This window comes from Comamonas trifloxystrobinivorans (assembly GCF_043359985.1).
GTDB lineage: Bacteria > Pseudomonadota > Gammaproteobacteria > Burkholderiales > Burkholderiaceae_C > Comamonas > Comamonas trifloxystrobinivorans.
Map to the genome: position 1 here is coordinate 182,430 of NZ_JBHZGV010000002.1, position 20,933 is coordinate 203,362.

16 protein-coding genes and 2 pseudogenes are annotated in these 20,933 nt (G+C 56.8%); 7 read left to right on the forward strand and 11 right to left on the reverse strand.

The features are described 5' to 3' along the window. Positions 1–63: 63 nt before the first annotated feature. On the forward strand, positions 64–1,311 hold the full coding sequence (chrA, locus tag ACFIQF_RS02540) for a chromate efflux transporter (protein ID WP_393940016.1): 1,248 nt from the start codon (positions 64–66) through the stop codon (positions 1,309–1,311). Between the two features lie 80 nt (positions 1,312–1,391). Continuing rightward, complete coding sequence (locus tag ACFIQF_RS02545) at positions 1,392–1,706, forward strand: DUF2322 family protein (protein WP_393939764.1); 315 nt, start codon at positions 1,392–1,394, stop codon at positions 1,704–1,706. A 159-nt stretch (positions 1,707–1,865) separates the two neighbouring features. Here the strand turns inward: ACFIQF_RS02545 and ACFIQF_RS02550 are convergent, their stop codons facing one another. The 3 genes from ACFIQF_RS02550 to ACFIQF_RS02560 form a co-directional block, all read right to left on the reverse strand. Further along, positions 1,866–4,313 carry a membrane-bound PQQ-dependent dehydrogenase, glucose/quinate/shikimate family gene (locus ACFIQF_RS02550; RefSeq protein WP_393939765.1) on the reverse strand — a complete coding sequence of 816 codons (2,448 nt, stop codon included), beginning with the start codon at positions 4,311–4,313 and terminating at the stop codon, positions 1,866–1,868. Between the two features lie 393 nt (positions 4,314–4,706). Beyond that, on the reverse strand, positions 4,707–5,825 hold the full coding sequence (locus ACFIQF_RS02555; protein WP_393939767.1) for a YbdK family carboxylate-amine ligase: 1,119 nt from the start codon (positions 5,823–5,825) through the stop codon (positions 4,707–4,709). Then, entirely contained in the window at positions 5,815–7,122 is a 1,308-nt protein-coding gene (locus ACFIQF_RS02560; protein WP_393939769.1) for a cation:proton antiporter domain-containing protein, read from the reverse strand. The genes ACFIQF_RS02555 and ACFIQF_RS02560 overlap by 11 nt, the downstream gene beginning before the upstream one ends. Before the next feature lie 857 nt (positions 7,123–7,979). Between ACFIQF_RS02560 and panS the strand changes: the two genes are divergently transcribed. After that, entirely contained in the window at positions 7,980–8,933 is a 954-nt protein-coding gene (gene panS, locus ACFIQF_RS02565; protein ID WP_393939770.1) for a ketopantoate/pantoate/pantothenate transporter PanS, read from the forward strand. Positions 8,934–8,968: 35 nt separating this feature from the next. Here the strand turns inward: panS and ACFIQF_RS02570 are convergent, their stop codons facing one another. Both ACFIQF_RS02570 and ACFIQF_RS02575 read right to left on the reverse strand, forming a co-directional pair. Further along, a complete protein-coding gene (locus ACFIQF_RS02570) occupies positions 8,969–9,649 on the reverse strand; it encodes a hypothetical protein (RefSeq protein ID WP_393939772.1) in 681 nt (226 codons plus the stop codon). Between the two features lie 400 nt (positions 9,650–10,049). Continuing rightward, positions 10,050–11,027, reverse strand: coding sequence for a tripartite tricarboxylate transporter substrate binding protein (locus ACFIQF_RS02575; protein WP_393940018.1), 978 nt, complete (start codon positions 11,025–11,027; stop codon positions 10,050–10,052). A 308-nt stretch (positions 11,028–11,335) separates the two neighbouring features. On the opposite strand from ACFIQF_RS02575, the gene ACFIQF_RS02580 reads away from it, so the two are divergent. Beyond that, positions 11,336–12,088 (forward strand): TerC family protein, encoded by a 753-nt coding sequence (locus tag ACFIQF_RS02580; RefSeq protein WP_393939774.1) that lies wholly within the window; start codon positions 11,336–11,338, stop codon positions 12,086–12,088. A 141-nt stretch (positions 12,089–12,229) separates the two neighbouring features. On the opposite strand, the pseudogene ACFIQF_RS02585 reads toward ACFIQF_RS02580, so the two are convergent. Continuing rightward, positions 12,230–12,370 (reverse strand): annotated as a pseudogene (locus tag ACFIQF_RS02585) (IS110 family transposase); the annotation flags it as partial. Positions 12,371–12,479: 109 nt separating this feature from the next. Beyond that, positions 12,480–12,946 (reverse strand): annotated as a pseudogene (locus ACFIQF_RS02590) (transposase); the annotation flags it as partial. A gap of 289 nt (positions 12,947–13,235) precedes the next feature. Here ACFIQF_RS02590 and ACFIQF_RS02595 point away from each other — a divergent pair. Continuing rightward, a complete protein-coding gene (locus ACFIQF_RS02595) occupies positions 13,236–14,495 on the forward strand; it encodes an AAA family ATPase (RefSeq protein WP_393939775.1) in 1,260 nt (419 codons plus the stop codon). Between the two features lie 214 nt (positions 14,496–14,709). After that, positions 14,710–14,958, forward strand: coding sequence for a hypothetical protein (locus tag ACFIQF_RS02600; RefSeq protein ID WP_393939776.1), 249 nt, complete (start codon positions 14,710–14,712; stop codon positions 14,956–14,958). Between the two features lie 86 nt (positions 14,959–15,044). Here ACFIQF_RS02600 and ACFIQF_RS02605 read toward each other — a convergent pair whose 3' ends face one another. Further along, on the reverse strand, positions 15,045–16,019 hold the full coding sequence (locus ACFIQF_RS02605; RefSeq protein WP_393939777.1) for a tripartite tricarboxylate transporter substrate binding protein: 975 nt from the start codon (positions 16,017–16,019) through the stop codon (positions 15,045–15,047). Between the two features lie 961 nt (positions 16,020–16,980). Here ACFIQF_RS02605 and ACFIQF_RS02610 point away from each other — a divergent pair. Then, complete coding sequence (locus tag ACFIQF_RS02610) at positions 16,981–17,625, forward strand: VOC family protein (RefSeq protein WP_393939779.1); 645 nt, start codon at positions 16,981–16,983, stop codon at positions 17,623–17,625. Between the two features lie 102 nt (positions 17,626–17,727). On the opposite strand, the gene ACFIQF_RS02615 is transcribed toward ACFIQF_RS02610, so the two are convergent. The 3 genes from ACFIQF_RS02615 to ACFIQF_RS02625 form a co-directional block, all read right to left on the reverse strand. Then, positions 17,728–18,987 carry a type II toxin-antitoxin system HipA family toxin gene (locus ACFIQF_RS02615; RefSeq protein ID WP_393939781.1) on the reverse strand — a complete coding sequence of 420 codons (1,260 nt, stop codon included), beginning with the start codon at positions 18,985–18,987 and terminating at the stop codon, positions 17,728–17,730. Next, entirely contained in the window at positions 18,977–19,255 is a 279-nt protein-coding gene (locus ACFIQF_RS02620; RefSeq protein WP_393939783.1) for a type II toxin-antitoxin system Y4mF family antitoxin, read from the reverse strand. The genes ACFIQF_RS02615 and ACFIQF_RS02620 overlap by 11 nt, the downstream gene beginning before the upstream one ends. A gap of 142 nt (positions 19,256–19,397) precedes the next feature. Then, on the reverse strand, positions 19,398–20,828 hold the full coding sequence (locus ACFIQF_RS02625; RefSeq protein ID WP_393939785.1) for a Fic family protein: 1,431 nt from the start codon (positions 20,826–20,828) through the stop codon (positions 19,398–19,400). Positions 20,829–20,933: the final 105 nt, after the last annotated feature.

Below are 20,933 nucleotides of genomic sequence, written 5' to 3' on the forward strand. Positions count from 1 at the left end.
GGCGACTGCTTTATGACAGGCGCATACACATCGCCACCTCCCAGAGCCGCTATGCTTGCCGCCATGCACGACAATGCGCCGCCACCAGCCACGCCACAACCGCCCGCACAAGCGCACAGCGCCTGCCAGGTTTTCTGGGTGTTTTTGCAATTGGGACTGACTTCATTCGGCGGGCCGGTGGCGCACCTCGGTTATTTTCGGACCGCGCTGGTGGAGCGGCGGCGCTGGCTGAGCGATGCGCAGTACGCCGACCTGGTGGCGCTGTGTCAGTTTCTGCCTGGGCCCGCCAGCAGCCAGGTGGGCATGGCCTTGGGTTTGATGCGCGCCGGCTGGCTGGGTTGCCTGGCCGCCTGGCTGGGCTTTACGCTGCCCAGCGCTTTGGCCTTGATTGCGCTGGCTTTGGGTTTGCAGCACTGGCCGCATTTGGCCGATGCCGCCTGGGTGCATGGGCTCAAGCTGGTGGCTGTCGCCGTGGTGGCCCATGCGGTGTTGGGCATGTGGCGCCAGTTGTGCAAAGGCTGGTTGCGCAAGCTGCTGGCGGTTGCCAGCGCGGCCGTATTACTGGCTTGGCCGGGTGCTACCCTGCAATCGCTGCTCATGCTGGCCGGTGCCATGATCGGATGGCGCTTTCTTCAAGTAGCACCTGTCGGCGATGCGGTCGTTGCCGAGCAAAAACTGCCGCTCAGCCGCAAAACCGGTTGGGCGCTGATCGTTTTATTTGCTGCGCTGCTGGTGCTGGTCTTGCCGAATTTGGCATGGTGGTGGCCAAGTGTTGCCACCCAAGCCATCGCTGCTTTTTACGAGGCCGGTGCGCTGGTGTTTGGTGGCGGCCATGTGGTCTTGCCCTTGTTGCAAGCCAGCGTGGTGCCGCCGGGTTGGATAAGCGATGCGCAGTTTTTGACCGGTTACGCCGCCGCGCAAGCCGTGCCTGGCCCGCTGTTTACCTTGGCTGCTTATTTAGGCGCTCTGTTGCCGCTGCCTGCTCCTTGGGCGGGCTGGCCAGGTGGTTTGCTGATGCTGGTGGTGATTTTTCTGCCCGCGTTTTTACTGCTGGCCGGCGCTCTGCCCTGGTGGCAACAGTTGCGACAGAACGCTGCGGCCCAGCGCGCTTTAGCCGGCGTGAACGCAGCCGTCGTCGGTGTTTTGCTGGCTGCCTTTGTCAACCCGGTCTGGACCAGCGCCATCCACCGAGCCAGCGATTTACTGATTGCCTTGGCTGCATTTGCCATGCTGCAATGGCGGCGCACTCCGCCCGTGCTGGTGGTACTGCTTACTGCGCTGGCCGCCTGGCTGGTAGCGCTTATTGCATAATTCAGCCGCGCCGCAGCGCCTTGCCCGCAAGCGCTGGCAGCTATGAAATTGATACTCGACCGACTCCAAGGAAAACCACCATGGCCTTTGCTGACAACCTGAAAGCCCTGCCCTCCATCGCCCATATCGCCGAGCTGCAACTGATCGATGCCGCCGGCCAAGTGGCAGCCACCATTCCCAACGCGCCCGGCAAGGCTGGCTCGGTCACCGTGTACAACGCGCTGGCGGCCAAGCACGGCAGCATCAATGTGGCCGCCGCGCAAGAAGGCTTGCAGATTTTTGCCGAGCACACCGAAGACGCCAAAGCCCGCCCCGGTGCGCACCCTAACATCGACCGCCTGCTGGAAGTGATTGCCACCGGCAAGGGCTACGAAGTGAAGGTGGTGGCCGCTTAAATCGGCAGCTGCATAAAAGTCCGCAACAAAAAACGGCAGATGCTTTATCGCATCTGCCGTTTTTTATGGCGCCCTGTTCAGGCTTGCGCTTTTCTAATGGGCAAAAAGAATCCCCGTCGAAACGGGGATTCTTGTTGGCTGAAGAAGCAGTAACGCTGCTTACTTCTTGTCGCTGGCGTCAGGCAAAGCGTAGGCGATCACGTAGTCGCCCAGGTCTGGCGAGTGGCTGGCGCCGCCGGCCGAGATCACCACGTATTGCTTGCCCGTCTTAGGCGATTTGTAGACCAGCGGAGCAGCCACGGCGCCCACAGGCATGCGGGCTTTCCACACTTCCTTGCCGGTCTTCGAATCCATGGCGCGCAGGTAGTAGTCTTGCGTGCCGGCGAAGAACACCAGGCCCGAAGCGGTCGAGGTGGGGCCGCCCAGCGTAGGCATGCCCAGAGGGATTTGCATGCCGGTCTTGATATTCATCGGGCCGGTATCTTGCACGGTACCCAGAGGCACTTGCCACACCAGCTTTTGCGTGTTCAGGTCAATACCGCTCATGCTGCCGAAAGGTGGCGTGTTGCAAGGCACACCCAGGGGCGATTGCATGATGTCGATCTTCACACCGCCATAAATGCCGGCGATTTGCGGACGGATGGTGCCCATGAAGCCAGGCACTTCGTCGGTCGTGACCTTGTACTTCTTGGCGTCTTCTTGCGTCACCAGGGACATGCGCAAAGGCATGCGCATATCGTTGACGAACATCATGCCGGTGTTTTCGTCCACCGAGATACCGCCCCAGTTCATGCCGCCCAGCAGGCTGGGCCATTCAATATAAGGCTTCTCACCAGGAGGCGTGAAGGGGCCGACGTAGACCGAGTCCTTGAACATGATGCGGCAGTACAGCTGGTCGAAGGTCGACACACCCCACATGGCGCTTTCGGTCAGAGGTTCCACACCAATTTGTGGCATGCCCGAAGAGAAAGGCTGGGTTGGCGAAAGTTTTTCGCCCACAGCGGCGTTTTCGGTAGGCACGGGGCGCTCTTCCACCTTGGTGAAAGGCTGGCCGGTGAGACGGTTGATCACAAAGATGTGGCCGGTCTTGCTGGTCTGGATCAGCACGGGGGTCTTTACGCCCTTCTCATCCTTCATGTTGTACAGCACAGGCTGCGAAGGCATGTCGAAGTCCCACACGTCGTGGTGGATGAACTGGTAGACCCACTTGGATTTACCCGTAGAGGCATCTACAGCCACCACAGCCGAGCCAAACTTTTCTTTGACCGCATTGCGGTCGCCACCCCAGTAGTCGGGAGGGCCATTGCCGGTAGGCAGGTAGACCAGGTTCAGTTCCTTGTCGAAGGTAGGAACCGTCCAGACGTTAGGCGTTTCCAGCGTGAACTGGTGGTCAGGCGCGGTCACATCGGCATCTTCCGGTGCGCCCACATCCCAGGCCCAGGCGATCTTGCCGCTCAGCACGTCGAATGCACGCACGGCGCCCGAAGGCTCGCCGGCCACAATGTCACGCACCCAGCCGCCCACCACCGCCAGGTGGCCCATCACCACAGGCACGGCCGTGGGGTGGTAACGCTTGCTGACTTCGGTGGGGCCCATGCCCTTCTTCAGGTCGATAAAGCCGTGCTCGCCAAAGTCTTCGCAGGGCTTGCCGGTTTGTGCGTCCAGGGCAAACATGCGGGCGTCGATGGTCGAGACCAGAATACGCTGGCGGCAGGCTTGCACGCTGGCGTATTTGGCCTTGATCTCGGCGCTGAGGCTATTGTCCTTGTCCATGTCGTGGTAGCCCACGCCACGGCAGGTGACGTGTTCTTCGCTCTTGGCATGGGGATCGAATTTCCAGATCTCTTTGCCGGTGTCGCCATCAACAGCGGCAACCACGTTTTCAGGCGTGCAGGTGTAGAGCACATTGCCAATTTGCAAAGGCGTGTTCTCGTCCACACCAAAGGCAGCGCCGGTGGTGCGGCGGCCGGTGTGGTAGGTCCACGCCACTTCCAGGTTCTTCACGTTCTCAGGCGTGATGTCGGTATACGGCGCAAAGCGCGTACCCGAAGCACTGCGGCCATAGAACTCCCAGTTTTCAGGCGCTTGCTCGTCGGTAGGCGTTGCAACTGCGTCCTTGGCGTCCGAAGCTGCCACTGGGTTAGAGATGGTGCCGTGGGGGAAGAATGCCGCCACCAAGGTAGCCAGCAGCGCCGCAAAAATGCCGCCGCCCGCTACGTTGGCCACACGGCGCTGGCCTGCGGCCGTGCCGGGGAAGGCTGCGCCCACCCACAGGCTGACCATCAAGATCAGAGCTGGTATGACCAATCGTGGCAACAGTTCCCAGTACGTGAAATGGACAATATCAAACAATGCCCAAATCAAGGTAGCCACAAAAATGACTATCGATAATGCCACTGCAAAGCGCTTTCGCAATGCAAACAATACCGCCAATACCAAATAGGCAATACCGGCAATCAAATAATAAGCGGATCCGCCCAGCGCTGTCAGCTTGATACCACCGTAGATCAAGCCCAGCGCCACGATCAATACCACCAGGGCAAAAATGCCCCGAACCGCGCTTCCGATTGAAAGACTTCCTTTGTGAAGTCGCTCACCATCAGTCATTTTTATATCCAATGATTAATAAAGCCTCGTATTTCCATAGCCAGTTTTGGGCTGCCAAATAAATATCTGGCTGCCTTGGCCTGCAACAGACGCACGAGGCTTGTTTTGCGCAACCCTCACCCAGAGAGTTGTACACGCAACAAATTTTACGCCTCGGTAAAGTTGCGTTTACGGGTTTTCCCTTAATAACCTTGGTAGCCTAATGGGGGTTGAACGCAGCAGCATGCGTTGCGTCATTGGTAGTACCAATGCATATGCAGTCATTCGACATTGCTTGGTATTTAATTTTCAGTAATTACTGAAAATAAGAAATAATAAAAAGCCGCCACGGCTGGCAAAAGCTGGCTTGCTGCCTAGCCCCCAAGCCGCCAAGCCAGACCTGGCCCGGGTGCGCTAAGCCTGGCCGCGAAAGCGCAGGGTCGATTGGCGTACCACCTCGGGCAGTTGCTGGGCTTGCTCATAAGCTTGGCGCAGACGGCTGGCGTCGTTGACGCCCTCGTTCACCGATTGGCGCAGGCTTTGCAAAGCCGCCCTGCTGCCTTCAGGCACATGGCTTTGAATGCGCTGCAAGGTCAGCAAAATATGCTCGCGCAGACCGAACTGCTCATGGCTGGCCGGGTCTACGTAGCTGCCTTCCAGGCCAAAGCGGCAAGCCTGGAAACGGTTGTAGGTGTAGACCAGATAGTCGTCCTCGGTCGGCTCGAAAGGCGATTCGCTCAAAAACCAGGCCCCGAGCGCCTGCACAAAAGCTGCCAGGGCGGCAGCGCGCTCTATGGATAGCGGCGTGTCGAACACCCGCACTTCGACCGTGCCAAACTCCGGCTTGGGCCGGATGTCCCAGTAAAAATCCTTCATGCTGTGGATCACGCCGGTGGCGGTCATCTTGTCGAAGTAGCGCTCAAAATCTTCCCAGTGCAGGGCAAACGGCGCCCGGCCCGAGAGCGGAAAGGCAAACACCGAGTTCAGCCGCGCTGAATCAAATGCCGTGTCCTGCCCTTGCACGAAAGGGCTCGACGCCGACAGCGCAATAAAGTGCGGGATGTAGCGCGAAAGCCGGTGCAGCATCAGCAAGGCATCGTCCGCGCTAGGGCAACCCACATGCACGTGCTGGCCAAAAATGGTGAACTGTTTGGTGAGGTAGCCGTACAGCGCCGTCAGCTCCTTGAAGCGTGGCCGGTCATAAATGCGCTGCTGGTGCCACTGCTGGAAAGGGTGCGTTCCGCCGCCGGCCAAGGCAATGTTCAGGCGGTCTGCGGCTTGTACCAGCGCATCGCGTGTCACGGCAAGCTGCTCATATGCATCTTGGGCATGCTGGCAAATGCCGGTCGATATCTCGATCATGCTGGCCGTCACCTCGGGCACGATGCTGCCCGGCACCTGCGCGTTTTTCAACAAGGCCAGCATATCGGGCGCGTACGGCGTCATGTCGTAATGGTTGGTGTTGACCAGCTGCAGCTCCAGCTCTACACCCAGGCTCAGCGCTGCAGATTGTTGGAAAGCTTCAAGCGTCATGGCGTTTCTCCTTTCCGGCCAAAGCCGCCGGGCCAATGCCTCGGTGCGCCTCGCCGCTGCGCCACAAAGCCAGCGATGCCAGCAGCACGCCGACCACCTCGCTCAACACCACCATCGGCAACACAATCGCCGACACCGTACCAGCCACGCCTGCATTGGAGCTGCCCCACTGCAACACCAGGCCCGAAGCCAAAGCCAGCGCCAAACCAGAGCTGGGAGATTGCGCGCAAGCAATCGCCCATTGGCGCCGCCAACCAATGCCGGTACCAGCGCCCAGCAACAAAACGCCGCCGAGCTTACCCACCAGGCGTGCCACTGTCGCCACACCCACTGCGGCCACCAGACCCCAACCCGGCGCCACCTGCCCGGCCATGCTGGCCACCAGCACAAACATCAGCAAATTCAACATGCTGTTGGCGGCCGTAAACGCCGGCGGCCACACCAGGGGCTTGGGGCTGAGGTTGCGCAATAACAAACCAGCCACCACAAAGCCGAGCACCGCCGAGCCGCCGCAGCGCGTGGCCAACAGGCTTACCGCCACCAACACCGCCAGCATGTAAAGCGCGGTGGCATCGCTGCGCGACGATTGCCAGCGCAGCACCGGCCAGAAAGCTGCGGCCGTCAACACCGCCCACAAGGCAGACAGGCCCAAGCTCCCAAGCAAATGGCCCATGCCCACGGCACTGAGACTCAGACCGGCTTGCTCGGCAGCGCCCTCCCCGGGTTGCCAAGCCACAGTCAACACTAGGCACAACACCAAAGCGTAGGCAGCGCTGAGCGTGGCCAAGAGCACACTGCGATCCGTCACCGCACCGGTAGCGCGCAGATCCGCCACCACCCGCAGCAAAACGGCTGGTGATGCAGCCATGGCCACCACACCTACGCCCAGCGAAACCGCCCAGCCCATGCCCAGCAGTTGCAAGCCGCCTGCCACCAACACCAGCGCAGCCACAGATTCAGCCAGACTTTGCAGCAGCAACATGGGCTGGCGCAGCAGCCAGCGCAGCGACACCTGGGTGGCCGCGATCAACAAACTGGTACCCACAGCGGTTTGCAACAGCAATTGCGTGTTGCCCATCAACGGCCAAGGCCAATCGCCCAGACCCAGCCAGCCGGCCAGCAAGCCCACGGCCGTATAGCCCAACATGCGCGGGAAACCGCTCCAGCGAAACACCAGGTGCCCGGCAATGGCGGCAGCGGCCACCAGCAGGCACCAGCCCATGAGCGGGTCGAACGCCTGGTCGAGCCAGCTGTTCAAAGACGGCAACTGACCGCTGGAAAGGGATGGGGTTGGCACGGGCGCCCTCCTGTATCAATGCCGGTAGTTGCCCCCGCAAGGCGGCGGCAAGGCGTTGGGGCAGGCAGCGTTGCAAAGCGCGATGGCCTCAGCACCAGGGCTGAGCAACACCTGCGAGACAGCTGCCGGAGCCAGGCCGGCAAGCTACGAATGAAAGCAAAAAGCAGCAGGAAAAGGTACTTTTATCATACGAAGCCGACCGCTCGCGTCAATTGACAAGGCATAGAGACAGCGCCTTGTCCTACAACAACAAACCCTGAACTTGAGCCGCCCGCTGGCTTGCTGCCAAAGAGTGAAAAGCCAATCTGACAAAGGTTTTATTGCTATCAATTTGCCAGTGAATGGGTGGTGCCGGCAAGCCGCCGCTCGTTCGCTACTACATGCGGGTAAAGCGCTGCAGCGAACTTGGCCGGCATTTCGCTGATGGGGCGCAGCGCATCAAGCAGCGACGCCGAGGCCATTAGCCAAACCATTCGCCAAGCGCTGGCAGACCACTAGGCCACTGGCACTGTGCGCGCCTGGAGCGGTGAGCGCGCAGCTGGGCTTGCACAAACCGTTGCGCCCGCAAATACCCAAGCAAAAAACATTGCTTCCCGTCCACACTGAAACCGGTTTCTTGCGCAACTTTATGATGGCCGCTGCACTGATGTGGTTGGCCAAAAGCACGAAAGCGCCCGCCTGCTGCCAGAAGCAGCTCTGCCACCCAGCCATCGGCCCTCACCCCCGGCCCGGTTGGGCGGCAATTGCCCGCACTTTCGCATCGCTGCACAAATATTGCGCCGCTCCTGGCGGCAGTTGCGCGGCAGCTGCCTTGCCTGCGCTGCGGCATTTGCTTTGCTTTTGGTCTGGATTACCCCGTGCTTGCCTTTGTTACCCGGCTCTTCCCTCTGTGGGCGGCCTTGCTCGCTGTTATTGCCTACAGCGCCCCTTCCGCCTTTCTGGGCTTCAAGCCCCATATCGCGCAGCTGCTGATGCTGATCATGTTCTCGATGGGCGTGACGCTGCGCGTCAGCGATTTCAGCCGCGTGCTGCAGCGCCCGGCGCCCATTGCGGCGGGTTTGTTTTTGCACTACCTCATCATGCCGCTGGCCGCCTGGCTCATTGCCAAGGCGCTGAACATGCCGCCCGAGTTGACGGCCGGCATGGTGCTGGTGGGCAGCGTGGCCAGCGGCACTTCGTCGAACGTGATGATCTTTTTGGCCAAGGGCGATGTAGCGCTGTCAGTCACCATCAGCGCCCTCTCCACCTTGGTCGGCATTGTGGCTACGCCGCTGCTGGCGCGGCTGTATATCTCGGCTTCCATCGATGTGCCGGTGAGCGCGCTCTTGACGGAAATCGCCCAAATCGTGCTTTTGCCCATTGGCCTGGGCTTGCTGCTCAACCACTTCTGGCACGCACAGATCAAGCGTGTGGAACGCCTGCTGCCGCTGGTGTCGATGGTTGCGATTTTGCTGGTGCTCTCTACCGTGGTGGCCATCAGCCGCAACAGCATCGCCAGCGTGGGCGGTGTGGTGATCGTCGGCGTGATTGCGCACAACCTTATCGGCTACCTGGGTGGTTACTGGGGCGGCCGCTTGCTGGGTTTTGACAAATCCATTTGTCGCACCTTGGCGATTGAAGTGGGCATGCAAAACTCCGGCCTCGCTGCCAGCCTGGGCGCCAAGTTCTTCAGTCCCATGGCGGCGCTGCCCGGCGCCATCTTCTCGGTGTGGCACAACATCTCGGGCTCGCTGCTGGCCAGCTACTGGTCCAGCCGCCCTACCGGCACGGCCAACGACCACGTCAAGCGCGACGACGTATCGCTGCACTAGATGGCCTAGCGCCCTCAACCGGCGCATCTAAAACCTCAAACGGCCAGCTCGCGTATGCGGGCCAGCCGCTTGGCGCCGTCACCCTTGCTGGAAAAGCGGCGGTCGAACCACTGCTTATCGTCCAGCGCATCGGTATAGAGCAAATACAGATTGGCCGCTGTCTCGGTGCGTGGCAAAAAGACCAAGGCCTCTTCACCCCGCACCCACACCACGTTGGGCAATGCCGGCTGCGCAGCGCTGGCCGGCTCTTCCTGCCAGGCCGGCACACCAAAGCGGCTTGCCAGTTCAGCCAATAGTGGAGGCATTGGCTCGTCCACAAACTCCACCGTCACCGCTTCAACCACCATCTGGGCCTGATCGCTCAACACAGATCGGCTGTACAAAGGTGCCTCTTCAGGCCGAAGCGGCCGCTGCAAGCCCGCAGGCATTTGCTCGGTAACGATATTGAGCCGCTGGTACGGCACGCCCAACACATTGGCGTAGTGCGATACCGCTGCATCCGCCAGCGCTTTTGCGTTGTCTTCCGTGGCCGCACTGCCAGCGGGCCAGTATCCGTCCAACACCAGCGCTATTGCCCGCTCCCAATCGGGTTGGGGCTGAGAATCGCCGCCCCAGTTTGCCAGCCACGCCATCAGCGATGGGCCTTGCGGATCGTCCACCTTCAAAGCTTTAAAAGCCGCGTGCCACAAAGCCGCGCGCAGCTTGCTCGTCTGCATGTCCAAACCCCAGCCTGGCTGGATTGCCAAGCTCGGTTGCGCCGTCAAGGCCAACACCACCGGAAGACCCAAGCAAAGCGGCGGCTCCAATGCGTTGCGGTCTTCTGCCCAGCGCGGTAGCGCAAATGCGCTGGCAGTATCGATTTGCGGCCAACTGGCGCGGGTCGTGCTTTGGGTTTCGCTGTAACGCTCGCACCCTGCCAAAGCGCTGCTGGCCAAGGCTGTGCCCCAACGCAACGCCGTGCGGCGGTTCATCATTGAGTGCGGTTGGAGATTACGGCGGGGCAGCGTCATAGGTAAAACAGTGTATGCGTAGCCCGCCGCGCCCAACGCCTGGCTGGTTGCACTTTTTGCTAAGCGTGCAGCGGTAAATACTGCACGCTACCGGCGATGCCCCGGCTTACTGCGCCTGCGGCCCCAGCTTGGCCAGGGCGGCCTTTTCCTTGACGGTGGAATCGGCTGCAAACTTCTTGTAATCGGCGCTGTTCATATAAATAGGCAGCATCTCAAAGCGCTGCAGCATGGCTTGGTAGCTGTCCATCTCCATGGCTTGCTTGAAGGCGTCGTGCAGGCGCTTTTGCACATCGGCAGGCAGGTTCTTGGGCGCCACCAGGCCAAACGGCGAATACTGCGTGGTGGGCAAGCCCAGCTCAATCAGCGTTGGCGTATTGGGCAAGGTGGGCAGGCGCTTTTCCGTCCACACATTCAAGGCCACCATGCGGCCTTCGTTCACGTACGGAATCACCGCGCTGGTATCGGCAGCCACCATCACCTCGCCCGCCATGGTGGCGCGCATCAGCTCCGCCGAGCCCTTGTACGGAACGTGTACCACGTTCAGCCCCAATTGCTGCGCAATGATGGCCGATGTAACGTGCGGCGAGGTATAGGTGCCGGTGTTGCCAATGGTCAGCTTGCCAGGGTTGGCCTTGGCCCAGGCCACCACGTCTTGCCAGCTCTTCAGCCCCGATTGCGTGCTGGCCACCATGCAAAAAGCGTAGCCCGTCACGTTGATGATGTAGCTCAGCTCTTCCACCGGGTTCCACTTGAGGCCCGTGGTAAATGGCAGGCGCATCACGCTCATAGGCAACTGGGCAATGGTGTAGCCGTCGGCCGCAGTGTTCTGCAACTGGGATGCGGGCAGCGAACCCGCTGCACCTGGTTTGTTCTCCACCACAATCGGCTGGCCAAGAATTTTGGCGGCGTTCTCGGCCAGTTGGCGCATGGTCAAATCAGTCGGGCCACCCGCAGGGAAAGCCACCATCAGCTTGATAGGCCGCGAGGGAAAAGGCTTTTGCGCATGGGCCACTCCGGTCACCGTGCCCAGGCAAGCACCGGCAGCGGCCAACGCTCCGGCTTGCAAAATGTTTCTGCGTGAGATGTTTTGCATATTGTCGTCCTCCCAAATAAACAGCGACAAAGTGTCTCTGGTTGCGCAAGCAAACATCGGACACCAAGGCGACAATGCCGGCGCTGCGTGCGGGAATTGGCCAGTGTTTTCAGTTGCTTAGCGCAGGCCAGTTGGCAGCTTGTAGGCCCAAACTGACACTATTTGGCGCCGCGCTCGGATTTGCTGCCATGCACAAAGCCACCACAGTTGCAAGCAGCCCTAGCTATACATGCGCCGTGGGCATATGCATTGCCGCCGTTGCCCGCGCCTTGTGCAGGCGCTGCCTACACTGCCCATCCATGCAAGACCTGCTCACCTCCGCCCTCACGGCCGCCTTTTGGGTTGGCATCATCAAAATCGTCTGGATCGACATGCTGCTCTCGGGCGACAACGCTGTCGTCATCGCGCTGGCAGCGCGCAGCCTGCCGCCTGAGCAGCAACGCAAGGCCATCCTGATGGGCGCGGGCTTTGCCATCGTGCTGCGCGTAGTGCTCACCTTTGTAGCCGCCAAGCTGATGCAATTGCCCTTTCTGGAGCTGGCTGGCGGCATACTGCTGCTGTGGATCGGCGTGGGCCTGCTCAAAGGTGAATCAGCCGACGATGCTGCCGATGCGGACAAAAAAGGCTCGGGCAGCATGGCCGCCGCCGTCCGCACCATCGTGCTGGCCGACCTGGTGATGAGCCTGGACAACGTCATCGCCGTGGCCGCCACGGCTGGCGGCGACTTTGTGTTGCTGATGTTTGGCCTGGCCGTCAGCATCCCGTTGATGATCTTCGGCTCCACGATCATGATCAAGCTCATGACCCGCTTCCCCTGGATCGTGCCCGCTGGCGCCGCCCTCATCGGTTGGGTAGCCGGCGAAACCATCGCCGGCGACGGATCGCTGGAACATGTTGTCGCCCAGTTCCCTGCCCTCAAATACATTGCCGGTGCTATTGGCGCGGCTCTGGTGCTGGCCGTGGGTACTTATATGAAGAAGCGCAATGAGGCGGCTGCAGCCGCTACTGGATCGGTTAAGGCAGTGGCTGCTCCGCATGCTTCGAAGTCTTGAGCATCTTTCAATAAAGCTCCTCCAATCGCCACCAAGCAGTGGTTTCAGTAGAAAACGGTTAAGGAAGCTCTGCGAACCCATGAATCCAGATGCGGCAGTTACCCAGTGACCTACTCCTCCGCACACCTCCATGCTGATCTAGCATGCAGGCAAGTTGGCAAAAAAATGTGCAACCAGCTCTCGCTTCAGCTGCTTTCTCAGCACGGTCTTTCCGTGTTCATCAACACCGTGGATGTGGAACACGTTCTTGACCAAGTCGATACCAGCGGTAGTAACCTTCATTGTGGATGCCACTTCGGTTTCAAATGATTGATCAACGCATCCACTTTGGCACATTGATTGCGATCAGGGTGGGGCTGTACTGGTCGCCTTTCTTGCCCTAGTGCATTTACGGGTCGCGCTCGCCGCTGGCATTCTTGGCGGAGCTTGGCTCTGCTTGGCGTCGACCACCGTTCCCAGCCGCAGCAGCAGATTCTTGTCAGTGAGAATTGCATTGACTAGGGCCAGAATTTGCAGCCCCAACTGATGTGTTTCAAGTAGGTGCCGGAAGCGCAAGATCGTACTTTCATCAGGCATGGTGGTAATGCCCCGATACTGCCTGGCGAAACTGGCAAACACAGGGGTGTCGTACAGAGCCTGCTCCATCGCAGCGTCCGAGAGGTTGAACCACTGCTACAGCAGGTGAATGCGGAGCATGGTCTCAATGGTAAAGGCCGGGCGGCCAGCGGCCTTGACTGGGCTATGCGGCTCAATAAGCGCCACCAGCTCACGCCAAGGCACTTCCAACTCCATCTCATCCAAGAACTGACGCTTGCGCGTTCGTTTGGATGGCTTCTCGCAACCAGTCCTCAGGCTCATTTACTTAATGAGCGGATCATCGCATGAACTGTGAGGGCGGAGGAGTTTTGCAGAGTTTCCCTAGCGGTCTCGCATACGTTTACCTGGAGTAAACGTATATACATATCCCTCGAATGATTTAAAAAATACAGAAAAACGAATTATTCGGGAATTACCCCATCCTCTCCAAAAAAATTGGTACACCTTCCCATTTCAACCTAGGGATTACTCTACCAAGTTCTAGTTGCAATTTTAAATCTGAGACGTTACAATTGGTGCTTGCATCATTAAAGCCCAATAGGCAAATCACATGAATATCGTAGTAGAAAATTTCTCCTGTATAAAGTTTGCCGAACTAAAAATATCAAAAATAAACATATTAATAGGACCACAGGCAAGCGGGAAGAGTGTAATTTCGAAGCTAATATATTTCTTCTATTCCCTAAAGGATTTGCACTCCGATCAAATTAGTCAAGAAAAAAATCTAGAGGACTTTTCGCTATCAATCAAAGAAAAATTTGTCGAATGGTTTCCAATAGCTGCCTGGGGGGATGATAAATTTAAAATCACGTTTTTATCAGGCAAATTCAAAATAACCATCTCCAGGGTAATCTACAAAGGAGATCTTGGGGAAAACTTAAGAATCAATTTATCCGATAATATAAAAACAATTCACAGTGAATTGGTTGGTTCAGCAAAAATAATCAATCAAGAAATAGAAATGAATGATGAGATTTATGCGCAAATCCAAATTCAGAGAAAGTTCTCCAGCGAAATTCAAAGAAAATATATTGATATTTTTGGAGTGGAATACATAGATAGAGTAACATATATTCCGGCGGGACGTTCTTTTTTTACAAATCTTGGCAGAGCACTAATGGCGTTCGAGCGCGGGAATATGTTGGACCCCGTAACGATTGAATTCGGAAGAATATATAGTGGATTTATACAAGGAAACTCGTCTCTTTTTAGATCACTCAAACGAGAAAACAATTCATCAAAATTCATTTCCGAAATCATTGGCGGTGATATTCTGAGGGAAAAAAATGATTACTACATCAGCACAGACGATAGAAGAAAGGTACCATTCTCATCTCTTTCCTCAGGTCAACAAGAGCTACTTCCATTGATGCTGACATTTGGTCTTTTAAATCGATATAAAAACTCATCTTCACTATTGTTTATTGAGGAGCCTGAGGCCCATCTTTTCCCGAATGCTCAAAGTAAAATCATTGAAGGCTTTGCTTCGTATCTGAATGAAGACAAAGGAAGAAAGCTATTTATCACAACGCATAGCCCGTATGTGCTCTCAAAAATAAACAACCTCCTAAAAGCTGGAGTTATTGAAAAAACAACCCGTGATGTTAAAAAAATCTCCTTATTGGATTCTTTGGTCACAAAACATAAAAGAATCTACCCAAATGAAATACAAGCATACTGCATAGAAAATGGAAGAATTTCAAGCATTATTGATGACGACACTTCACTGATAAATGCAGAGTATTTGGACGAAATTTCAAATAAAATAGGCGGGGAGTTTGATGAACTACTAAACATACAATATAGCTAAAATGTCATCACCCATAAAATCCAATCTTCTCAGGACGCCTCATTGCGTTACCAACAGGCAGCAATCTAAGATAAAGATAGTTGATCAACACAGCTCATCATTTATAATTAACAATCCGAATCAAATCGTAATTGCAGAGATATTTTACGACGGATGTCACATAAAAAACACTACTGCCTGCGATAGAATTTTAATTTGCAGCAAAACCAATAATATGTCTGCAGTCGAATTAAAAGGATCAGATATTAGACATGCAATGACTCAGATTGAGAACACTCTAGATCGTGAGGGCTTTAAGAATAGCTGCAATAGAAAAACAGCAGTTATTGTATACAGTCACAGTCCATCAAATATAAATACAGCAAAACAAAATTTTAAAGAGAGAATGTTGAAACACTATCAAACAAGAGTTTTTTATCAATCAAATGGCAGCACTATAGATTATTCTTTAATTTTCAGTTAATTTTTCATAAACTGTGTTTTCAAAATAAAAAACGGCTAACGCGCAACCCAAGCGCGTTAGCCGTTGAGCTTTTCAGCTTCAGCCTCTTATTCTGCCGTAGCCCCCGACTGCTTCACCGCCTTGCCCCATTCCACAATTTCGCTGGCCACAAAGCGGTCCATCTCTTGCGGCGTGGTGGGCGCGGGCTCCGAGCCGCGGTCGCGGATGAACTTTTGCATTTCGGCGCTGTTCAAGATGGCGGTAGTCTCTTGGTTCAGCTTATCGACAATGGCTTGCGGCGTGCCCTTGGGGGCCATCAGGCCGAGCCAGCCTACGGCTTCAAAGCCTTTGAATTCGGGCAGGCCGGATTCGGCAATCGTCGGCACATTGGGTAGTTGGCTGGAACGGGTAACTGAAGTCACACCCAGCGGCACGGCTTTGCCGGCCTGGATGTTGGCAAGCGCGGCGGTAACGGAATCCACCATCAGCGGCACCTGGTTACCCAGAAAGTCTGCCTGCGCGGGGCCGCTGCCTTTGTAGGGAATGTGTTCCAACTGCAGCTTGGCGCGGGCTTTGACCATTTCTGCGCTCAAATGCTGCGTGCCACCAATGCCGGCGCTGGCGTAGCTCAGCTTGCCGGGTTCGGCGCGGGCCTGCGTTACCAGATCGTTCATGCTTTTGATGCCGGTGGCCGGGTTGGCCAAAAACACCAGCGGCACCTTGGCGATCAAGGTGATGCCTACCAGATCGACCTTTGGGTCAAAGTTCACCTTTTTGTACAGCGTCTGGTTCACCGCCATGGCACTGCCTGCTACCAGCAAGGTATAGCCATCCGGCGCGCTGCGCACCACTTGCTCGGTGCCAATGTTGCTACCCGCCCCCGCTTTGTTTTCCACCACCAAGGGCTGGCCCAGTTTGGCGCTGAGCTTCTCTGCCAAGGCGCGGGCAAATATGTCGGTCGCCTGGCCGGGCGGGAAAGGCACGATCAGTTTGATCGGCTTGTCCGGGTAAGCCGCAAAAGCGGGGGCAATGCCAGCAGCCAGCAAGGCTGCAGCGGCGATAGCGTGCGTAATCTTTTTCATAGGGCGACGAATCTCCAGTCAAGTGGCGGCACCCAACTCGGATGGGATGCACGCCAAACTGGCTATCTTCGTCTATTTACGGCGCGAAAGAGTAACAAGGCTGTCCCCAAGTTAACTGGTATTTGGAATCAGCATGAATCTCTTGCCACTCCAGCGGGCACAAGCAGAGACAAAGACTCGAAAATATATAGGATATTTTTTCTAAAAATCTAGCATATCGCTGAGCCATTCTAGTAAATAATTGGTAACCATATAATGTAAAACTCAGTACCTGTTGCACAGATTAGCCTTGAATTTTATAAAATCAATAAAATCCGTTGCATCTTTTATTGGCAAGAGATAGACATACTCTCTTTTAGTTCACCCCTGAAAATGCATATCAATCCATAGCTCAAAACACATCGCTTCTGCAGCCCAAATTTAACTGACACCAAGCTCCACCCACCAGTTCGCCCGATGCACAAGCACTTGGGGCAGATCAAATGGAATCCGGGCGACGCCACGTCATTAGCATTGCAATAGTATGGGCAAAGCAGCGGATCTTGCGCGCAGTCCGGCAGACCGGATTCAGAGATGATTTATTTTTTTATGCATCTGAATGATATCGTTTGAAGTAAATATTAATTCATCACCTTTTGGCATGGGCGTAGCGAGATCAAAAATTCAGCGTCAGCAATATCAAAAACACAAGCAACAACGCCAACGCAGCAACAATAAATTTATTGAATTTCATGGTCAGGGATCCTTGGTTGTCATCTGTTGATAAAATACTAATTATCAAATTCATCAACAGCTGACAAGCAAGATCAGAACAAGAAACGATCAATATCGCAGCCCCATCTTCATGATGTACATCAATCAGGCTGCATATTTAAAGAGTAAATATTGATATGTATCATTGTTATTTTGTGAATAAATACTTGTTATGATCTTCCTTTGTCTCTCCAGTTATTAAGCCCTCATGTTTTTCGGAATCAGCCACCTTATCGTCCCCACCACCCAGCTCGAAGCTGCCACCCAGCTGTGGTGCCAAGCCATGGGTTTTGCTGAGGTGCGCCGGGGTGATGGCTATGTGGATGTAGATACGGGCAGCGCGGTGCTGCGCTTGCTGCAGGTGCCAGCGGTGGAGAGCAAGCTGTCGCTGCGCTTGCAGGTGGGTGATGTGGAGAAGGCGTACCAAACGCTGCTGGCTGCAGGCGCTGCTTCGCGCTATGCGCCCATGCAGACGCCTGAGTTGGAGGCGATGGCTTGTGTGAGCGATGCAGATGGCCATTCGATCGTGCTGTGGCGCCCGCTGACTGAGGACGAATGGGGGTTTGTGCCCGAGTTGCCCAAGCAGCAAGGCGAGTGGTCGGCCGAGGCGGAAGATTTGCTCAAGCGCCTGCTCAGCCATGTGCCGGCGCTGTTCCGCATGCTGGTGCGCCGCAAGACAACGCGGGTGATTGAGCAAATGGCCGCCGAAGCCAAAAGCCCGGTGACGCGCGAGCTGGTGATCAAGGGCTATATCACCTCTTCGGCCAAGGTAACGCGCTTCCGCCTGGTGGAGCCGCTGCGCGCCGAAGGCATTGACCCGGCGGATTACCAGGCAGAGTTTGATTACGAGTGAAGGTGCTGGTGGTGCGTTGGCCGCTGCGGCGGCATGCCATCAGTTGGTTTAGCGCCCTGGCCTGCCTGGCTAACCAGCGCGCCCGTCAATAGACAGCGTGGCTTATGCGGCAGCCAGCCGCTCTTCTGTCAGGCGGCAGCGCTGCTCTATCAGCGCGCATATCTGCTCTACCACGGCAATGTTTGCAAAGCCATATAGGGGCGACGCCTGCAATTGGCGCGCTGCAAGTGGCAGGCTCTGAGCCAAGGCCCAAACCCGCTTTTGGCTGGCAGCTTTGGCCAGACCGGCTTCTTCGGCAAACTGCTCCCAGTGCCGCGCTTGCAGTTCGCTGAAGCGGTATTTGCTGCCAATTTTCATGGCCATTTTCGGCGAGAGCTGGGTATAGACCGCGGTGCAGAGCAAGTCATAAAACGGTGCCAGCACGGCGGTGCGGTTGCCGTATAGCAGCGAGAAGTTTTTGCCGTGCGCGTCGTTATTACCAACCAGCGCATTGAAGATGACGCCGTCCAGCATGCGCAGCACCTGCGGGGCGTTGGGCCGAGTTTGGCTGCGCAGCAAGGCAAAGCACTGCGCCAGGCTGGGGCCGCCTTCGTTCTGGTACTTCAGCTCTGGCACGATGGTCATGGCCTGGCAAAAGTCTTCCTGGTGCAGGCGCTGGCGTTGGCCGCTGGCACTTTGCACGCGGTCATAGCGCTCTACCAGCAAAAACGGCCTGCCCTCTACTGCTTGCATCTGGGTTTTCGCGGGACGCAAGCCGAACTTTTCTGCCAGCAGCATGCAAAAACCTTCGTTGGCTACGCTGTCCTCCACACCATGAATGGCCGGCTTCAAGATGTGCGAGCTGGCTGCGCCATGGCGCGGCAAGCCTATGCGCTGGCCATCAAACACCACGGGCAGTTTGTCTTGCGCGCCTGCCAAGGAGAGGCGCAAGCCGTCTTCGCCCGCCAGCATGGGGCGCTGCGGCAACTGGTCCAACACCTGAACCAATTGCTCGGTGCTGAGCCAATCCACATCGTCCACTGCAGTGCTGGCTGGCAAGCCTTGGCCAGGCTCGGTAAAGGTGACGGCGCCCGCGCATTCGCCGCCAATGTGTTCGAGCAGCGCAAAGTCGTTTTGCCGCGATATTTGAAACTGCTGCGCAATCAGCCGGCGCATTTGCCCTTCGGGCAGCAAGCCGGCAAAAAAAGGCCGTGTCTGGTGTTCGTCAAAGGCTGCCGTCTGCAAGGGTAGCGATTGCGACAAGGGCACTGCCTGCGGATGCGTCAACCAGCTGCTGGCGTAGGCAAAGCTGAGCCGGCCGTTGAGCAAAGACAGTTGCCCTACCCGCTGGGCAAACAGCCAGACGTCCAGTTCATGCGCCATGCTCATCCTTTGCGGCTGGTAGCGACTGGGCTGGCTCTGCTGCTGCTTCGCTGCCAGGCAAGCCTAGCAGTTGCAGCTCCCCGCCCAGCGCGTTGATGACTCGCAACACCTGTTCCAGCCGCACGGTGGCTTTGCCCGCCTCCAGATCCACCAAAAACCGCGTGCCCACTCCCGCCGCCAAGGCCAATTGCGGCTGCGTCAGCCCGAGCTGTTTGCGCGCTTGGCGCACCTTGGGGCCAAGCTGTTCGGCGGATTGGATGTTGAACATGGTGATTCGCAGCGGAAAATTCCCGATCGGGAAATTATGGGCTATCTGATGCCGGAATCACAGAAATATTTCCCGATCGGGAAATATTTCGGCAAAAAGGCGACAGAGCGGAATAAATTTCCCGATCGGGAAATTTACCCCATCAACGCTGTTGCGACCTGTGCCAAGCCTGCCATTCGCTAGGGCGTAAGCCATAACGGGCCAATACGCCTTCGTGCAAGCGGCGCAGCTCGTCCAGAATCAGCGCCTTTACTTCTGCGCGTTGCTCTGCAGGCGTGATGGCTTGTACAGATTGCTCCACCAGTGCAATGGCGTCGGCCGCAGGTTGCTGCACTACCTGGCGGACGGTTTCTTTGATCAAGCTTCGCCAGGTCAGTCGCAATGGATCCGGCTCTGCCAAGGTTTGGCGAATGGCGGTGTATTCCTGCGTGCTGCGCTCATAGGCCCAGATAAACAAGTCGCGCAGCATGTCGACACGGCCCATTTCGTAGATGCCGAGCATGGCCTGGGCGTAGGTGTCTGCAGGCACGTCGACAAAGGTCAGCGGACTGAGGTTGGCGCGGAACAGCGGCGCGTTGGCCGCGAGGCGAGAGACGCGCTTGTTGATGTCTGCAAACGGCTGCAGGTAAGGCACATGCACCATCATGAAAAACGCCTGCTCAAACGGATCTTGGATCTGGTTGACCTTGTGCAGAACCTCTTGCAGCAGCTCTTCGATGACTTGCGGCGTGCTGATGGGGCGATAAACGCTTTGTGCAATATCCACCGCATGTTGGCGCACGCGGCCTTCGTCGGCCGGGTTGGGCAACAGGTTTTCTGCCAATGCGGCGTGCAGGTTCATCAGCAGGTAGTGGCTCCACAGCGGGTCGCCGGCCTGCAGCTGCCCGCTTTGCTCTACCAAGAGCTCAATGGCGGCCTTGTGGTTCAAGATCATCTGCGTTTCGACCCGGGCCTTGCCTTTTGCGGCGGTGCCTTCTTCGATCAAATGGCGTGTGTCCAGGCGCGAATAGGTGTTGCCTTCCATATGGCTGGAGGCCCAGGACAGGTCGATGAGCAAGCGGTTGAGCACGGCGCGACTGTAGGTGCCCGCAGGGGCGGCCGCGTCAGCTGTGCGCCCTTGCGCATGGAGCTGGCGGCGCACGGTTTCTGGCAGATAAAAGCTGTGGTTGGGTTGGTAGCTTTCCAGCAAATCTCGCTGGTAGCCCACGGGCTTGCGCTGCGCCAGAGGTTGCTGGATATAGGCGCGCACCTCCTGCGCATCTGGCGCCAGTGTTATAGCGGTAACAGCCTTTGCACCGGGCTCCTGCTCTGCCGCCATGGGGGCCGCCTGTGCCGGTGCAACGCCTGGTTTGGCGCGGTAGCGCCGCCCTCGCCCCTCGCCCATGGATACGATGTGCCCATCAGCCACTAATTGCGCCAACCAGCGTTGCGCGGTTCGGCGCGATAGCTGGGGTAATTGCGCCAACAATTGCGCCACCGGTGCGCCCAAAGCACCTGCAGCGCTTATTTTTTGCAATAGCGCTGCCTCATCTGAGGACAGATTGACAGTGTAGGAGGCAGATTCAATGGACATGGTGGCGCAATTATGGTGCAATTAAAATAATTGCGCCACATTGAAAGATAATTGCGCCATTTCGCCAATTGCGCCATTTCATCTTGCCACCAGAGCATGAAAAAG

Excerpts from the sequence above, each read along its gene's own strand:
- chrA (WP_393940016.1), top strand. The coding sequence starts at position 64 with ATGCACGACAATGCGCCGCCACCAGCCACGCCACAACCGCCCGCACAA.
- ACFIQF_RS02545 (WP_393939764.1), top strand. The coding sequence starts at position 1,392 with ATGGCCTTTGCTGACAACCTGAAAGCCCTGCCCTCCATCGCCCATATC.
- ACFIQF_RS02550 (WP_393939765.1), bottom strand. The coding sequence starts at position 4,313 with ATGACTGATGGTGAGCGACTTCACAAAGGAAGTCTTTCAATCGGAAGC.
- ACFIQF_RS02555 (WP_393939767.1), bottom strand. The coding sequence starts at position 5,825 with ATGACGCTTGAAGCTTTCCAACAATCTGCAGCGCTGAGCCTGGGTGTA.
- ACFIQF_RS02570 (WP_393939772.1), bottom strand. The coding sequence starts at position 9,649 with ATGCAGACGAGCAAGCTGCGCGCGGCTTTGTGGCACGCGGCTTTTAAA.
- ACFIQF_RS02580 (WP_393939774.1), top strand. The coding sequence starts at position 11,336 with ATGCAAGACCTGCTCACCTCCGCCCTCACGGCCGCCTTTTGGGTTGGC.
- ACFIQF_RS02595 (WP_393939775.1), top strand. The coding sequence starts at position 13,236 with ATGAATATCGTAGTAGAAAATTTCTCCTGTATAAAGTTTGCCGAACTA.
- ACFIQF_RS02600 (WP_393939776.1), top strand. The coding sequence starts at position 14,710 with ATGTCTGCAGTCGAATTAAAAGGATCAGATATTAGACATGCAATGACT.
- ACFIQF_RS02605 (WP_393939777.1), bottom strand. The coding sequence starts at position 16,019 with ATGAAAAAGATTACGCACGCTATCGCCGCTGCAGCCTTGCTGGCTGCT.
- ACFIQF_RS02610 (WP_393939779.1), top strand. The coding sequence starts at position 16,981 with ATGTTTTTCGGAATCAGCCACCTTATCGTCCCCACCACCCAGCTCGAA.
- ACFIQF_RS02615 (WP_393939781.1), bottom strand. The coding sequence starts at position 18,987 with ATGGCGCATGAACTGGACGTCTGGCTGTTTGCCCAGCGGGTAGGGCAA.
- ACFIQF_RS02620 (WP_393939783.1), bottom strand. The coding sequence starts at position 19,255 with ATGTTCAACATCCAATCCGCCGAACAGCTTGGCCCCAAGGTGCGCCAA.
- ACFIQF_RS02625 (WP_393939785.1), bottom strand. The coding sequence starts at position 20,828 with ATGTCCATTGAATCTGCCTCCTACACTGTCAATCTGTCCTCAGATGAG.